The 17,361-nt window shown below is 40.9% G+C and carries 13 protein-coding genes; 4 read left to right on the forward strand and 9 right to left on the reverse strand.

Annotated features, from left to right (window positions below; genetic code table 11):
* Positions 1-158 precede the first annotated feature (158 nt).
* The 4 genes from ACFP56_RS04720 to ACFP56_RS04735 form a co-directional block, all read right to left on the reverse strand.
* A complete protein-coding gene (locus ACFP56_RS04720) occupies positions 159-2,150 on the reverse strand; it encodes a beta-galactosidase (RefSeq protein WP_379231642.1) in 1,992 nt (663 codons plus the stop codon).
* A gap of 119 nt (positions 2,151-2,269) precedes the next feature.
* On the reverse strand, positions 2,270-3,553 hold the full coding sequence (locus tag ACFP56_RS04725; RefSeq protein ID WP_379231644.1) for an ABC transporter substrate-binding protein: 1,284 nt from the start codon (positions 3,551-3,553) through the stop codon (positions 2,270-2,272).
* A gap of 54 nt (positions 3,554-3,607) precedes the next feature.
* On the reverse strand, positions 3,608-4,435 hold the full coding sequence (locus tag ACFP56_RS04730) for a carbohydrate ABC transporter permease (RefSeq protein ID WP_379231646.1): 828 nt from the start codon (positions 4,433-4,435) through the stop codon (positions 3,608-3,610).
* A 2-nt stretch (positions 4,436-4,437) separates the two neighbouring features.
* Positions 4,438-5,316, reverse strand: coding sequence for a carbohydrate ABC transporter permease (locus ACFP56_RS04735; protein ID WP_379231648.1), 879 nt, complete (start codon positions 5,314-5,316; stop codon positions 4,438-4,440).
* Positions 5,317-5,572: 256 nt separating this feature from the next.
* On the opposite strand from ACFP56_RS04735, the gene ACFP56_RS04740 reads away from it, so the two are divergent.
* Together ACFP56_RS04740 and ACFP56_RS04745 are read left to right on the forward strand one after the other, a co-directional pair.
* The gene (locus ACFP56_RS04740) at positions 5,573-7,240 is read left to right on the forward strand and encodes a cache domain-containing sensor histidine kinase (protein ID WP_379231650.1); all 1,668 of its coding nucleotides are present in this window, start codon (positions 5,573-5,575) and stop codon (positions 7,238-7,240) included.
* Entirely contained in the window at positions 7,237-8,865 is a 1,629-nt protein-coding gene (locus ACFP56_RS04745) for a response regulator transcription factor (protein WP_379231652.1), read from the forward strand. Before ACFP56_RS04740 ends, ACFP56_RS04745 begins: the two co-directional genes overlap by 4 nt.
* A 200-nt stretch (positions 8,866-9,065) precedes the next feature.
* On the opposite strand, the gene ACFP56_RS04750 is transcribed toward ACFP56_RS04745, so the two are convergent.
* The 3 genes from ACFP56_RS04750 to ACFP56_RS04760 form a co-directional block, all read right to left on the reverse strand.
* Positions 9,066-10,103, reverse strand: coding sequence for a glycoside hydrolase family 88/105 protein (locus ACFP56_RS04750; protein WP_379231654.1), 1,038 nt, complete (start codon positions 10,101-10,103; stop codon positions 9,066-9,068).
* A 305-nt stretch (positions 10,104-10,408) separates the two neighbouring features.
* Positions 10,409-11,566, reverse strand: a complete 1,158-nt coding sequence (locus ACFP56_RS04755) for a Gfo/Idh/MocA family protein (protein ID WP_379231656.1) — start codon at positions 11,564-11,566, stop codon at positions 10,409-10,411.
* A gap of 12 nt (positions 11,567-11,578) precedes the next feature.
* Positions 11,579-12,439 carry a sugar phosphate isomerase/epimerase family protein gene (locus tag ACFP56_RS04760; RefSeq protein ID WP_379231658.1) on the reverse strand — a complete coding sequence of 287 codons (861 nt, stop codon included), beginning with the start codon at positions 12,437-12,439 and terminating at the stop codon, positions 11,579-11,581.
* A 171-nt stretch (positions 12,440-12,610) separates the two neighbouring features.
* On the opposite strand from ACFP56_RS04760, the gene ACFP56_RS04765 reads away from it, so the two are divergent.
* Complete coding sequence (locus ACFP56_RS04765; protein ID WP_379231660.1) at positions 12,611-13,456, forward strand: AraC family transcriptional regulator; 846 nt, start codon at positions 12,611-12,613, stop codon at positions 13,454-13,456.
* Positions 13,457-13,569: 113 nt separating this feature from the next.
* Here ACFP56_RS04765 and ACFP56_RS04770 read toward each other — a convergent pair whose 3' ends face one another.
* Both ACFP56_RS04770 and ACFP56_RS04775 read right to left on the reverse strand, forming a co-directional pair.
* Complete coding sequence (locus ACFP56_RS04770; RefSeq protein WP_379231662.1) at positions 13,570-14,067, reverse strand: SRPBCC family protein; 498 nt, start codon at positions 14,065-14,067, stop codon at positions 13,570-13,572.
* A 95-nt stretch (positions 14,068-14,162) separates the two neighbouring features.
* Positions 14,163-15,038 (reverse strand): AraC family transcriptional regulator, encoded by an 876-nt coding sequence (locus ACFP56_RS04775; protein ID WP_379231664.1) that lies wholly within the window; start codon positions 15,036-15,038, stop codon positions 14,163-14,165.
* Positions 15,039-15,247: 209 nt separating this feature from the next.
* On the opposite strand from ACFP56_RS04775, the gene ACFP56_RS04780 reads away from it, so the two are divergent.
* On the forward strand, positions 15,248-17,311 hold the full coding sequence (locus tag ACFP56_RS04780) for a beta-galactosidase (protein WP_379231666.1): 2,064 nt from the start codon (positions 15,248-15,250) through the stop codon (positions 17,309-17,311).
* Positions 17,312-17,361 lie beyond the last annotated feature (50 nt).

Below are 17,361 nucleotides of genomic sequence, written 5' to 3' on the forward strand. Positions count from 1 at the left end.
TTCGAAAGCATATACTAAAACTTTTTTGTTTAGACTTTGAAAAAAAACAAAAAAGTTACTTCGAAAGCATATACTAAAACTTTTTTGTTGCTTCATATATAGACTTTGAAAAAAACAAAAAAGTTGCTTCGAAAGCATACTAAAACTTTTTTGTAGCATCAGCCAACCGATAAAGGAATTTCCACAATATCTAATTCATAAGGCGCGAGCTCTAGCTGCTGCTCATTCGTCTCTTCACGTAGCAGGCTGTAGCCAGCACAATCAAGCGGCAAGGTTACACTCGCTCTACTAAGATTCAGAATAAAGAGGTACCTGCTGCTTTTGCCAAAACGTTCGATCACCTGCACTCCCTCTGGCAGGTTAGCGTTGTAGTTAATATGCTGCTCCATAGCCAATCGAGACATAAGCTTACGAAGATAAGCTTCCTCTGGGTGCGTTGCTACATAATACACCTTTCCTTTGCCTACTTGATTGCAGGTTACCGCTGGTGTGCCGCTATAAAATTCATCCTCGTACCAAGCAATCGCTTCTGCACCCTGTAAGCTGACAATATCGCACCAGATGGAGCTGCTATAGGTCTCTCCATCTTCATCCCGAATCGTCTGGGTACTTTGTCCAATCGCATCATACTCTTCGACATAAATACCTGAGCTTTTCTGCAAATATCCGGGCAGCATCGTTTCAACATGCTGGTTATTCACCAATTTCACTCCAGAACGGAAGGTTAATACCACTGTACCTCCAGCTTGTGCAAACTGCTCCAGCCTATTCGCGGTCTCTTCGTGTGTAATATATAAACTAGGAACGATGACTAGCTTATATTGTTCTAGTGATACTCCCGCTTCTATCACATCACAGCCAATACCTAGTTTGGTCAATGTGCGGTGATAATCCTTTATATGTTCATAATAATCCGATTGATGCTGTATGCGCATGGCTTCCATATTTTCATGCGACATTACTATCGCGACCTGATGCTTAAAGGTCGTATCGATTAACTTAGCTGACAAGCGATTCACTTCTTGTGCGAATTGCGAAAACTCTCGCAATCTTCGTCCTGGCACATTACTAGGATCAATTAACCCTTGCCAAAACTGCTCCGCTCCAACCGTTGCAGAACGCCAGCGAAAATGCAATACCTTATCCGCCCCTTTTGCGATTGCCTGCCAAGCAAAAGCCCGAATAAACCCTGGATAAGGTGCTCGCCATGATGGAAACCAGCAGCCTGGTGAGCCGCTAAGCTGTTCCATAATATAAAAATTTTTTCTTTTGATCCCTCGCGTTACATCCAGCGCCAACGCTCCGCTATACGGACCGGTTGCTTGCTTTTGAGGATCTGTATTCGGATAATAATCAAAAGAGGCAACATCCAGTTCACGCCCAAGCTGGTGTAGATTTACTCGTTGTGGGTAGGTGTGAAAATTATGAGTAATAAACTGATGCTTGCTATATTGACGTATATGATTGATTTGTTCCCTCTGAAACAGCTCCATCATATCCCATTGAAACCTAGCAAAGTCTAGTAGATAGGATGGGTTTTGAAAGCGAGAGCCCCCATATGGAACCGTAACTTGCTGCCAATCGCTGTATTCTCCGCTCCAGACAATTGTCCCCCACTCTTCATTTAGCCTGCTGACGGTTTCGTATTTTTGGATTAACCATTGCCTGAATAACGTATTGCAGCTAGGACAGTGACAATCCAGCATCCAATATTCATTATCGAGTTGCCAACCGATCACTGCTGGATGCGTGCCATAACGCATAGCCATCTGATGAATAATTACTGATGCATAATAATTTAAGGACGCACTATTGAAGCAGCGATGACCTCTGACACCAGCATGCGTCGTCATCCCATTTGCTTGAATCGGGAGAACATCCGGATGCTGATCTGTCAGCCAACGAGGAGGTGTATTGGTCGGTGTACAGAGAATAACGGCTATCTTATGCTGAGCAAACAAGTCGATGACTTCATCCAACCATTCGAATGTAAATTGACCTGGTGCTGGCTCCATTCGACACCATGCGAATTCAGCCAATCGTACAACGGTTACACCGGCTTCCGCCATTTGCTTAATATCTGCTTCCCATCTAGCTGCATCCCATTGCTCTGGATAGTAAACGACGCCTACCTGCATCTGATTGTTCATCACCTAAGCCCTCCATTTCTGACTGTTCACCAATGGCTATCATTACTTACATAAAGGCTGTTCCTAAGAATCGAATGATTTCGTTGGAACAGCCTAATGTAACCTAACTATAAAATTAATTATTTAAGTTTATCCCAAGCAGCTTGCATATTTTCTGTCCATTTCTGTGCATCTACTTGACCTGCCAAGAACTCTTGAATCACGCTACCAAATTCTTGAGTCACGCCATCCGGGTATTTACCAGAAATGTTAGGGAATGCTTCGCCACGTTCTACATACTCAACTAGGCTAGTCGCAAGCTCACCCATATCTTCTGGAGCTGCTTCGATTGAAGACAATGTTGGAATGAATTTGAAGTTTTTCGTAATGTACTCTTTACCCATATCAGATGTAACTAGCCAATTCAAGAACAGCTTTGCTTCTTCTTTTACTTTAGAATCTTTATTAACAACTAAGTTTACAGGAACACCAACTGTTACTTTGCTTGTTACTGCTGCATCATCACTGATTGGCATTGGCAATACGCCCATGTTCATATCAGGATTAATGCTATCGATCATATTTTGCGTCCAGTTCCCTTGCTGCATCATAGCTGCTTCGCCATTAGCAAACATCGTTACTGCCGTATTGTGATCTGTTGTTAATGGATTTTTATTTCCGTAGTCTAGCGTTAATTGCATCAGCTTCGCCCAATTCAAGAAGTGCTCATTGCCAGCAATTGTAGCTGTACCATCATTCAATCCTTCAATAAATGCATTCGTATCTGGTTGATTGTTAAATGCAACGCTAACGCCTTGACTACCAACTAACCACCACTCGTAATACGCATTAGCAAATGGAGTGATACCCGCATCAGCAATTTTTTTAGCTGCTGCTTCTAGCTCTGAGTACGTTTTTGGCAGCGGATCAATGCCTAGCTCTGCAAAAATGTCTTTATTGTAGATGTAACCGAAGCCTTCCATGCTAAGAGGCAAGCCATATACTTTACCATCTAGCGTAACTGGGTCTGCTGCTGCTGGTGCAATATCCTTCACCCATGGTTGATCAGATAGGTCTTCGATTCGCTCTTCCCACAGCAATAATTTAGAATAACCACCGTTGGAGAAAATATCTGGGCCTTCACCGGAAGCAAATTTCGTTTTCAAGCCAGCTTCGTAGTCGCCACTACCGCCTACTGTTTGTACATCGATTTTAATATCTGGATGCTCAGCTTCAAACGCTCTTGCCAACTCATGTAATCCTTCAACAATTTCAGTCTTGAATTGGAACACAGTTACTGTCTTTTTCTCTTGTGATCCACCTTGATTGTCTCCACCCTTCGAATTACCGCCACCACAAGCTGCTAACACTAGCAGCATTGCTAATAACATTGGTGCTAATTTGAAAACTTTACTCTTTTTCATTGAAATAATCCCCCTTTAATGTAATATGATTCATTTATAATAACATTTAAGTTATTACCCTTTGACTGAGCCGGCTGCAATCCCCTCTACAATGTAACGTTGTAAGAACAGGAAGAATACAACGACTGGTGTAATACCAAGCACTAATGCCGGCAGTGCTAGATCCCATTGCTTCGTATATTCAGAGAAGAATGAGAACGTTGCTAATGGAATCGTTCTAAGACTTGGCTGCTGCAAGATTAACGATGGCAACAGGTAATCATTCCAGATCGCTAATGTATTCAGTACAATGACTGTCATTAGCATCGGCTTCAGCATTGGTAATACAATTCGGAAAAAGACACCAATGCGTGTAGTACCATCTACAGTAGCTGCCTCTTCAATTTCTAAAGGTATGGATTTGACAAATCCATGGAAGAGAAAGACTGCCATCGGAGTACTTAACCCCAAATAACTAATAATCAATCCTGTTTTCGTGTTCATTAACCCTAATTCACTAATCACACGAATCAGTGGCATCATAATCGTCTGAAACGGAACAACCATTGCTGCAACTAATACGAGTAGGAAAATTTGATTAAAGATTGTATTCGCACGAACCATACGGTAAGCAGCCATACAGCTAATGAGTGCAATTAATAGCACGCCTAGAACTGTAATGACAAAGGAATTGAAAAAGGCTTCCGGGAAACGAGTTAATTCCCAAGCTTTTGAATAGTTTTCCCACTGAAAAACCTTTGGCCAGCTCGCAGCATCTGACATAATCTCCCCGAAGGGTTTGACAGAGTTTACAAACAGGAAGTAAAACGGTGCAAGAAAAAGAAGTGAAACGAGCACCATTACGATTTCAAGAAGGAGTGTTCTACCATTGTAAGCTTTCATCGTTATGCCTCTACCTCCTTACTCTTCGTTACACGAACTTGAATTAATGTAATAATCGCTACCGTTACAAAGAATAGTAATGCTTTCGCTGTACCCAGTCCGTAGCGGTTATTTTGGAAGGCTTCATTGTAAATGTTCATAGCTACAGATTCCGTTGACTTGTACGGTCCGCCTGCTGTTAAGGACAAGTTAATATCAAAAATCTTAAATGACCAGGAAATCGCTAAAAATAAACAAATGGTAACGGCAGGCATCACTAGCGGAATTGTAATACTGCGCAGCATCTGCCAGCGACTAGCTCCATCAATTTCCGCCGCTTCAACAACCTCTTTCGGCACATTCGTTAGCGATGAGATATAAATGACCATCAAGTAACCAGCTGAGTGCCATACAAATACCGTAACAATACCCCAAAATCCAGTAGTTGGATCTCCTAACCAGGCTAGTCCAAAAAATGACCAGTCTGTAAGCTTATAAACGGTATCGAACCCTTTAATAAAAATAAACTGCCATATAAATCCTAGCAGTAGTCCGCCGATAACGTTCGGCATAAAGAAAATCGTCCGCATGACGTTTCGCAGCTTTAATGCATTCGTTAACACATATGCAAAAGCGAAGCCTACTACATTCACCAACACAACCCCAACGACAGTAAACTTTGCTGTAAATACAAACGACTTCCAAAAGTTAGAATCATTCGTAAACAGTGTAATAAAGTTATCTAATCCTACCCAATTAACTGTTTTTGCGATACCATTCCAATCCGTTAATGAATAATACATTCCTAGAAAAAACGGTACTATGAGAATAAGAACGAAGAATATAAACACGGGTCCAACAAAGAACGTTTGCAGCCCCAATTCTGTCTTTCTTTTTTTCATGTGCTTTCTCCCTTCCACACTCTTTTATGCTATAGTAATGTCATTATAAGGGCTATGCTGGATGAACAAATACCTACTCGTGTGAACTAAAAGGGGTAAAATATTGATTGGGAGTGTTACATTGAAGTTCAAAACGATTCGAAGTAAATTAATTGTCTTCTTACTACTTGCAACTATTATTCCCATTTCGGCGACGATGTTCGTCAGTTATTTCTATACAAATGAATCTTTAAAACAAAGAGTTGCTTCGGAGAATATGAACTTGCTATTTCAAGGGGCTAACAATTTATCAACGATATTAGATAATTTGAATCGCGCAAGCTCTAATATTTATACGATTCAAACGCTTATTCAAGGCGGCTACAATGATCGGTTTAGTGAATCAAGAGTTTACGATTCCTTGCGTTACATGACAACAGTCGTTCCTGATGTGTATCAAGTGTACTTATATGAAAATAAAAACAGAAAAGCAACACTTGTTACCTTAAACACGCCTAGTCGTAACCATGATATCGAGGTATATCCTACTACGGAAACAAATGAACAATTATTACCTACCCATTTAAGCCATACGTATGGATTAACATCTTTAACAACGAATAACTATACAGCCCGTCATGTATTTACATTGCAAAAAGAAATACAAAAAATCCCTTCCACAGAGGTAATTGGTCATTTAGCCATTGATGTTGATATTAAAGCGATTACGAATATTGTTCATAATTTATATGATTCGGGCGAAGAGAAGTTCTATATTATTGATCACAACAACCGGTTAATTTACAGTGATGATGCTGAGCAGTATGAGAAGCCTTTTTCTGCCAACTGGTATGACGAAGGTGTGCTGGCAAATGATCAGCTCCAGCATTTTTTTGAATCAGAAAACAGTTTGTTTGTGTATCAAAAAATAAAAAACAACTTAACCGATTGGACATTAGTGAAGGAAATCCCTATTGCGTATTTAACGAAGGAAACAAAAAAAGCTGCCGCGATTAACATCATGTTGCTGATGATTTCATTAATTATTATTGTTATTGCAACCGTCATCATTTCGATTCGGATTACGATGCCGGTACGTCAGCTTTCAAGGTATATGAGCTTAATTCAAACTGGACAATTAGACGTCGCGATCCCATCAGCAAGGCATCAGGATGAGATTAGTAATATAATTAACCGTTTTCGTGAAATGATGAAAACGATTAACAACCTAGTTTTACGGGAGTATAAATTGGAGCTATCCAGCAAAAACAACCAGCTAAAGGCCATGCAAGCGCAAATCAACCCGCATTTTCTTAATAACACCTTGCAAATTATCGGGACTTTAGCGTTAGAACAAAATAATGTTCGTATATACAAGCTGCTTTCTTCTCTAGCTAAAATGATGCAGTATAGTATGCACAATAACAACAAAGTCGTGAAGCTAAGCGATGAGCTTGATCATGTTAAAGCCTACATTGAATTGCAGAAGGAACGCTATGAAAATCAATTTTCTGTGCAATATAAGATTGAAGAATCGCTTCTAGCTCTGCCTGTACCAAAGCTGATCCTACAACCGATCGTGGAAAACTATTTTAAGCATGGCTTCGAGCGAAACAAAGATCATCAGCAATTAATCATTGAAGCATATGGACAGGCTAACATGATCTATATCGTCGTAAGCAATAATGGACTGCCTATAGCAGCTGACCAATTGCATGAATTGAATCAAAAGCTAGAGCATACTGCAACCCATTCAATCAACCATATTGATCATGATAGCAACGACGATACGACCCATCCTTCCATCGGACTAAGCAATGTTTTAACACGATTAAAACTTTTCTATGATAATAAAGCAACTTTAGAGATTAGTAATAATGCGGATTACATTTCTGTCATGATTACATTTCCTGCACATGTAACATTGGAGCGTGAAGAAAATTGAAAGCATTAATAGTAGATGATGAATCTCGCGTAAGAAAAGCGATTCGTTTATTAGTGAATTGGGAAAAACACGGTATTACGGAAATTAAAGAAGCAGATGGTGGGAACAAAGCAATCGAAATGATGAGTGATTATAAGCCTCAGCTTGTCATTACCGATATTATGATGGATGCTGGAGATGGTATAGCGTTAATGACCTGGATCGAAAAGTTTTCGAAAACTTGTAAATTTATTGTCATTAGCGGACATGATGATTTTGAATATATGCGTCACACCGTACAATCTGGTGGGATCGACTATCTATTAAAGCCTGTCGACGCTGATAATATAAATACTGCTGTAGCTACAGCTATGAGGGCATGGCTAGCGGAAGAGCATACGCGTCAAGTTCAATTCGAACAATCAATTATGCTTAATGAGCTTAAGCCCGTACATGATGAAAAGCTTCTTTCCCGGCTTATTGATGATGCTTCTAATATTAACTACACCGTACAACGATTGAAAAAAAATCGTGTTATTCCCGATAGGATTAAGGATGCTCAGCTCGTTGTATTACAAATTAACAATGCAGATCAGCCTTTAATTAATCGGTTTGGCAACGATCTTGATCTTTTACTATTTGCGATTGAAAATATTTGTAATGAGACAATCGGTGGGGATGCTAATGGAATTGCCTTTAACTACTGGGGCTCATTCGAACAAATCATTCTGCTTCTATGGGACAATAAAGTAAATGCAGCTATCATTACAAACCAAATTAACGATGTCATCTATAAGCTTTTTTCTCGCAGGTTCCACTTCGGTACAACGAGGATTGATGAATTTCCAACTAGTTTAGCTAAACAATATGATGAGGCAATTTCAGCCTTGGCGCATCGTAATCTATTCGATTCCGCGGTTTATTTGCATGATGCTAGCGAAACCAAGCAGCTACAGCATCATGCAGCCTATTCCTTTGCCGATGTGAAGGAGGAATGGAAAGTTGCTTTACTAAGCGGCAATCAGCTTTTAATCGAAAAGTGCTCGATGTCCTGGCTGCAGCAATTTGTAAAGAACGGCTATATTAGTCCTCATGGTTTACAATTGTGGGTAGAGGATATGTTCAGCTTTCGGAACTCTTTACTGCAAGAAATTTCAAGCAATCAAAAAAACGAGCTATTAGCTATGCTAGAGCAGCAAGATGCATGGAATCGTCCGCCAAATATTCATGACTACAGCATTACATTGCATGATTGGCGACAGTGGGTATTGCAATTCAACACCAACCTGTCGCATGCCATTACGAGCATCCAGCAAAATAAGTCTCGTTCATTTTCTGACATTGTTTCGTATATTGAGATGAATTATAATGAGGAGCTTACGCTGCAGGATATTGCCGATACCTTTCAAATTAGTCGTGAATATATTTCAAGAAAATTCAAGCAGGATTATGCCATAAGCTTCACGGATTATGTCACTAGCTTTCGCTTAAATAAAGCAAAATCGTTATTGCAAAATCAACATTTGAAGTTAAACCAAATCGCGGAAATGGTAGGCATTCCCGACGTAAAATACTTCAGCAAAGTGTTCAAAAAGCACGAAGGAATGACGCCAAATGAATATCGCAAAACGTTAATGAGTCCGTGATTTTTGAAATGAAGCTCCTCTTCCTATTCCCTTTAAAATGCGAAAGAGGCAGCTAGATCGTCAGTTTGCACTGACGATCTAGCTGCCTTTATAACTTGTATTTAAAGATCCTAAACCTATTGCAACCAATCGCGAGTTTATGCCAACATGAGTTAAACGGTCGCTTTAGAATATTCCAGGCACTCCATTATCTGACACGTTTATATGCTGCTGACAACCTCCTTGTTTTGCAGCAACGCTACTAAGTAAGCCAAGGTTAAACCCTGTCCCCAGCCTTGTACTCTTTTCTTCGATATCACCTTATAGTCATCAGCTGTATACATCACGGCTGTTCCTGCCGATACATTACGAACCGAGCCGTCCTCGTCAATATTAGCAAGTATGCCTTTATAGGCACGAGCCATATAATTTTGGTGCATAGGATGTCCGTTAATCGTCATAGCAGCCGCAATGCCTGCCGAAGCTGACGTCTCCTCGTAGGAGGTTTCATCATTCAGTATCGTGCGCCATAATCCATCGGGAGTCTGTAATCTGACAAGCGCGCTCAGCTGGTCGCCCAGTGCTCCACCAAGCTGCATCCACATCGGCATGAACGGATTCAGCATCTTATGTGCTTGCGCCATCGTATAGGCCGCCCAAGCGTTGGCTCTCCCCCAGTAAATTGCCGACAAATGATTGCCCTGCACATTATCCCAAGCATGATAGAACAGATTGGTTTTCGTATCTTGCAAATACTCCTCATGCCAATAAAATTGGTTCAGCGCATCATCAATGTATGCTTTGTTGTCCAGCTTAAAACCAAGACGCAGCAAGAAATAAGCCGCCATAAACAACGTGTCTGCCCATGCCTGCTCAGGGAAATCATTTTTTGAAGAAACGGTGTGCTGGAAAACACCTTCACCAAAGCGGATCGCCTCCTTCTGAAGGTATTCTGCTTTCATTAATGCCAGGTCCAAGTATTTAGCGTCTCCTGTCGCTTCATGCAAGGTCAGCATCGTATGCCCCATTGCACAGGCATTGACCATCATTGGCGGCAAGCCTAATTCTAAGTATTCATCCACCCAATGTACCAGAAAATCAATATATTCCTGCTTGCCCGTTGCTTCCCATGCCTTGCTTATTCCGTAAAATGCTACTCCACAAGACCAGTTCCACGTAAAGTCCATATTCATCGTTCTACGAACGACCCGATCGATTGCTTCCTTCACTTCAGCCTCATTGCACTCAAATTTACGCATTGTTTCCCTCCTAGATTAAGAGCAATTCTGAAATTCTATTGCTTTAAACTGTACCGAAACTATAGTAAACATTCGACTATTTTTATTGCTTATTTTATAAAAAACTCTCATTTCTTGCTTTCATCCTACCCCTATAAGCTCGGAATAACTCATTACTAGCATCCAATAAAGAAGAGAAAACGGGCTGCTATAAGCAACACATGTTGCTCAATAGCAGCCCTTAGGTACAATACTGTATTGGTTATTACGCTTTTATCAGCTTGAAAAGACAGCGTCGCTGTTGGTTTACGGGTCGCAGATTTTCTCTAATGTGTCCCAGATACATCAAGCGTAACTTCACTGACCTTCTTCTTAAATGTGGAATGATCAATTCTTTCCTTAAGCTTTTCATAGAACAAATCTTCATCTAATGGGAGCTCCACCCAGCTATCTGTCCATGCGGACAAATGCATTGCATTTGAGATCGTTAAGCCATTAATGCCCTCTATTCCTGGAGCAATTAGCTTCGTGCCATGTAAGATTGCGTTAACCCAGTTTTTCATAATTCCGATGTGCTGACTATTATCGCCTGAAGTTGGAATTTCGCATTTCCAGCACTCGGGGCTGCCGAAACCGCCTTTATACTCTCTATTAAACTCTCTCTCGGATACACGCAGTCTCCAAAACGTTAGCTTGTCATCCTCAATCACGACTTTTCCGCGATCACCGCTAACCTCTAATCTGTTCGTGCCTGGTGCTTCTCCAGTCGTGGTGACAAACAAGCCAGTAGCCCCGTTTTCATACTCCACATAAGCGGTAACATCATCCTCTACTTCTATATCGTGATACTTTCCAAAGGACATGAAAGCGCGTACTTTTTTAGGCATACCACACATCCACTGCCACAAATCGAGCTGATGCGGATCCTGATTGAGCAGCACGCCGCCACCTTCTCCAGACCAAGTTGCACGCCATCCTCCTGCATCATAGTAGCTTTGCGGACGATACCAGTTCGTTATAATCCAGATTGATCTTTTTAGCTCACCAAGCTCCCCTGAATCAATCAGATCCTTAAGCTTTTGATAGACTGGATTTGTTCGTTGGTTGTACATAATGGCGAATACTTTATCGCTTTGCGATGCGACTTCATTCATCTCTCTTACAGCCTTCGTATAAACACCTGCCGGTTTTTCGATGAGTGTATGATAGCCGTAGTTCAAAGCCTGGATCGCTAGCGCCGGATGATCATAATGAGGCGTAGCAATTAAAACAGCATCGAAAGCTTTAGAACGAAAAAATGCATCCACTTGATCAAAACGCTTCACTTTATCACCGAAGCTTTGACGTGCCCACTCCAATCGATCCGAATTAGTGTCACATACCGCAGTCAGCTCAGCATTAGGAACCTTTCCTGCCATAATATGATTGGCATGATTCGATCCCATACCCCCAATGCCTATAATCCCTATACGAACGATTTCCACAGTTAATCCCCCTTACTCGTTCTCAATTTTCGTTATCAGCTTTTTCAATGCCTGAACAGCAATAGCGAAGCTTCTTGCTCCACCCTCCGGCAGATCATAGCCTGGTGAATTTGGCTCAAGTTCTGCAAAGCCTGTAAAGTTGCCTAGATGAGGCTCAAGTGATAGAAATCCTTCATAGCCACGAAGAGACAATTGATGCAGAATTTCTTCTACAGAGCCGTCTCCTTCGCCGGCAGGCACGACGTGATGATCACTGTACACCGCATCCTTAACATGAACATACTCGATATAGTCCTTTAGCAATTCATAGCCTTCCGGATAATTGCTCACATCACATTGCACAAAATTTGCAAAGTCAAATATTGCTTTTACATGATCAGAATTCATGCTTTTCAGCAGATCCAGACATCTTTCTGGGGTATCGCCATATATCCCTCTTTCATTCTCATGTAGAAGGGTCACTCCACTTCCTTCTGCAGCCTCTACAAACTGTTTCCAGCGATTGATGACTTCATTCCGATAAATGTCCGGCGCCTCTCCTCCTGGAATAAAGAAGCTAAACATCCTTATGTACTTGCATTCCATAATTTTTGCAATCTCTAGCGTATGTTTGAACAGCTCCAAGTGAGGTTCAAAATCATCGTTTATGCCGATCTTGCCTAGCGGAGAACCAACAGCGGAAAGCTTAAACCCCCTCGCATCAAGTCGAGTTTTAATTTCTCGCACTTCATCCAAGGTGTAATGTACAAGATTTTTACCGTCTACACCTCTCATCTCAATAAACTTAATGCCGTGCTGGTCCAGAACATCCATTTGCGTGTTTAAATTAGAATCGATCTCATCTGCAAATGCCGATAGAATAAATTTGCTCATAGGTTGCCATCCTCTCTCTAGGGATTCTAGTTTCTTCGTTAAGTAATTAAAATTGTATAGCAACTAGCGCTTATATTCATTGGGTTTATTGCTCAATACATTGCAAATCTTGCTCATTTAGTATTGAAGTACGATTAGACATGCCATAGAATGAATGCAGGGGTGATGGCCATGGATAAACAAATTCAGCGTTATATTAATAATCATTTTTTAATGGTTCATATGGTAACGGACATTCCAAGTGATGTTACAACACATTTACATGATTGCTATGAATTGTTTTATTTTATAGCCGGGGATCTTACGTATTATATTGAGGGTCAAGCATATGAGCTTCGTCCGCATGATATAATTATCACTAATTCAAGAGAGCTTCACAGAATCGTTTTTAACGCCAAGTGCCGATATGAACGAAAATACATCCACTTTAAGCCAGAATTCATCTCTTCTTTTCAGACGGCTGAATATAATTTACTTTCATATATTGAAAACAGGAAGTTGGGTTATTTTAATAGAATTCCCGCCGAGGATGTCCTTGAATATAAGCTTAATGAATTATGGGAACAAATTGAGCAAGCTGCTCTTGAGCCCGCTCCTGAAAACAGCATCCTAATGAAGGCCTTATTTGTACAAATGCTTGTTACGATGAATAAAGTTTTTGCGAAATACGATAACCCTCTTGGGGACCGCCACAAAAACCACAAATATGATCATAAAATAGTAAAGATTCTAGATTATATTAATAACAACTTAGATGAAAAAATTACACTGAATGTCCTGCAGCAGAAATTTTATGTGAACAAGTATTATTTATGCCACATTTTTAAAATGAATACCGGTTTTACTGTAAATGAGTATATAACCTATAAAAAGATTATGAAAGCTTCAGAGCTTCTTATGACTGGGATGACAGCACTTGACGCAGCCCATGCCGTTGGCTACGGTGATTACTCAACCTTCTACAAAGCGTTTAAAGGCATTACTGGTTATTCACCTAAGCAATATTTTAGAAAATAAGGTGTGCATGACACTGATTTAGACTTGATATTAGTTATAAAAATGGAACTTCCTCAAATTAGGAAGTTCCATTTTTATAAACAAAAACATGTTGCTAATCTCATGTTAACAGTTTAAGATGGATAATTAATTTTACCTGTTTCAACTAATTGTTTTAATCCTCTAAACATTAAATCCCATCCTTGTTCAGAACCATCTTGGTATTCTTTGAGTGCTTTATTGATATCTTCTGAAGTCCAACCTTCATCATGAGGAACGACAATCACTTGTGAAAATTCCATATCGCACCCCTTTTCATGAGGTCTAATCTCTACGCTAATTCTGTCCTCTAAGTCATTAAACTGAGGCATCCTAAATGTGAAAACTAATTTAGTTGGCGGAACAATTTCTAAGTACTCGCCAATCGCTCTGTAATCTTTTCCACCGCGATGGTCAATGATTTCCCATGTCCCACCGACGCGAGGATCGTTCTTTGTCACTTTATTGGTTGTCTCCATTGTAAAAAGCCATTTTCTAATCATGTCTGAGTTCAACCAAGCGTCAAACAATTTTTCTGCGTTAACATCAAAATGACGTGTCATCCTTAGTATAGTTGTTGATGTAGTAACCAATTCGCTTATCATCCCTCACAAGTTATTTACCGTTTAATAATACCATTTTATCCAACAACACTGCCCGTTATTAGAACTTCATCCGAATAGCCAATTTAGAAGTAATCAATCCTGTACTGCTGGAGTACCGATGACCTTTCGTCCTTATGTATTCGATATTTTGCAGGAGTGATGCCATACTTGCGCTTAAATAACCGCACAAAATAGTTCAGCTCCATTCCAACCATTGTTGCTACTTCACCGACAGATAGTTCTAATTCGCTCTCTAATAACTGAGCACCCTTTAATAACCTTAGTCGCTGGAGATATTGATTAGGATTCATTCCATACACTTCCTTGAACTTACGTTGGAAATGCTGCTTTGAATATCCTACCGTATAAGCAATATTAGCCAAGCTTAGATCTTCCATATAGTGTTGCTCCATATATTGAACAGAAGCACGCAGCAGTTCCTTCACACCAGCATTGCTTCGAAATGGTTTCTGCTCCCCGCGAATTATAGTAGCGATGTAGGTTAACATACTATAAATCTTAATAGAAGCATTCCGATTAGCATCCTCTTCCTCCTGCTCATTCATATGCCACAGCTGCTGAATATCTACCTCTAATTGTTGAAGCTCATGTTCATTTATTGCTACTGGCGTTAATGTTGGCAGCTGGAGTGTACTAAGGATAGCTTCCACATGGCTTCCCTCAATACCCATGTAACCTAATATCCACGGTTCTGTCTCAGATGGAGTATAATCGTGTGCAATCTTGCTTGGCACAAACAATATATCTCCCCTCTTCATATTCAAATTAGACATACCTTCAAAGTGAAAGACTCCTGAGCCAGAAAAACAAATCATGCATTGAAATGTTGGATAACCAATAGGTCTATGTATAGTGTGTTGGGGATGCAGACCACAGCTATACAGAGATAAAGGCAAGTCTAGCTCACCCTGATTGTGAAAGAGTCTAAATGGTAACATGTCTACCTCCTCATATAGCTCCTAACATCCTCTATCTATTATAGACGATCTCGATTGTAGTGAAAGCGATTGGACCCAGAGCTCTTCGCTTATATCAATTTCTCAAAATATCCATTTTGTGCTACTTTCTCATTATGAAATCCTACAGAGCTAGTTACCTCTTACGTTACAATAGCTTCAATATGAAAGACAAGAGAGGATGAATAGATATGTATACATTCAAGGATTATGAGCAGCCAAACCTATTAGAAAATCACTTGAAGCTTGGAGGAGTCAATCCGGAAGGAGAGCGAATAGATGTTACAAGCTTGTACTTTACGCGCAACGGAAAACCATGGGTGCCGATCATGGGTGAATTTCATTTTTCAAGGTATGATCGAGCCTTTTGGTACGAGGAACTTTGCAAGATGAAAGCTGGCGGCATTACACTTGTATCTACTTACGTTTTCTGGATTTATCATGAGGAAATTGAAGGTGAATTCGACTTCTCAGGTGACAATGACCTGCGTGCCTTTATACTGGAGTGTCAGAGAGCAGAACTGGAGGTTGTTATTCGCATTGGCCCATGGGCGCATGGTGAATGCAGGAATGGAGGATTCCCTGATTGGCTGCTTAAGAAGCCATTCAAGCTGCGTGAGAATAATGCTGGATACCTTGAATTCGTGCGTATATTCTACAGGAAAATTTCAGAGCAGGTGCAGGGGCTGTTTTATAAGGATGGTGGAAATATCATTGCTGTCCAATTAGAGAATGAACTAACGCACGATGCAGATCATCTGCTCACCTTAAAAGAGATCGCTATCGAATGCGACATGATTGCACCTTTATATACCGTAACGGGCTGGAATGCTGCTGCAGGTGCTAAAATCCCTGTGGATGAAGTCGTCCCCGTGTTTGGAGGATACTGTGATGCGCCTTGGGAGAATCACTTGAATCCACTGCCACCATCTCCCCATTACTTTTTTACTGGCATGCGCAATGACACAGGCATCGGAGCTGATCTCCTGCCTCAAGCGATTAAAAGCGACGATGGTTGGCAGCTGCCGTATGAAAGGTATCCCTTTGCAACCTGCGAGCTAGGTGGTGGGATGCAAGTCACTCATCACCGCAGACCGCTTGTCAAAGGAATGGATATCTATGCGATATCGCTTGTGAAGCTTGGAGACGGTAATAATTTAGTTGGCTACTATATGTACCACGGTGGCACAAATAAGATCGGAAAGCTCTCGACCTTTCAGGAATCAAAAGCAACAGGATACCCAAATGATTACCCGCTTCTCTCCTATGACTTTCAAACTGCGCTATCGGAGTACGGCGAGGTACGAGAGCAATACAGGCTGTTAAACCTTTTGCATTTGTTTGTACAGGATTTCGGAGAAGCTTTGGCGCCACTAGTCAGAGTAGAGGCTGAACATCCTGTGAAACGAGACGATTCTTCTTCCTTACGTTATGTGATGCGTACTGACGGTAAACGAGGCTTTGTGTTTATTAATCATTATCAGAGGCTTACCAGACTTGAAGATATTCGAGATGTTGTGATCGATACAGGCACCGTTACATTTCCATCAATCGATGTGTGTGGAGATGTAAGCTTCTTTATGCCATTCAATATGGACTTATCCGGTAATGTACTGACATATGTTACGGCACAGCCATTATGTAGACAGGGAAATACTTATTTCTTTACACAAATACCCGGGATTACAGCGGAATATCAATTTAGCGATGGACAGAGGCTTACAGCTGAGCCAGGGATTGAAGCATTGTTTAAGATCAATGATATTGTCGTTGTGACACTCACATGGGAGCAATCAATATATGTACGTAAATTAGATGGCGAGGTGTATGTAGGTAACGGGTGTGACCTCTATAAAGCTAACGACACTATATATTCCGCAATCGATGGTGAGTATCATTATTGGTTCTGGAACGGAGAGAGCTTTGAACGTAGATCAATCCAGCAGCCCTATACGGAGCCTGTCATCTCCTTTATGGAGATCGAACAGCCGCCTTTTGAAGCTCATTATGTAGATGATCTTCATATTGGTGGTAAAAGAAAACTAACGTGGCGGAAAATTGAGGTGCACGGAGCTCAAGGGTTTGTAAATCTAGATTATTACGGCGATGCAGCACAGCTATATGCTGATGGAGAGCTTGTTGCTGACAGCTTTTATTACGGAGAGGCTTGGAGAGTTCCAGCACGTCTGCTGAATGGGAAGGAATGCTACCTTGTCGTGTCTGAGCTGCGAGATGATTTTTATAGAGAATTTTAACGATAACGATTAAATGTAAAGTGGCGTCGCGTTGACTACCCTAGCCATAG

The sequence above is a fragment of the Paenibacillus septentrionalis genome (assembly GCF_042659865.1).
Taxonomy (GTDB): Bacteria; Bacillota; Bacilli; order Paenibacillales; family Paenibacillaceae; genus Pristimantibacillus; species Pristimantibacillus septentrionalis.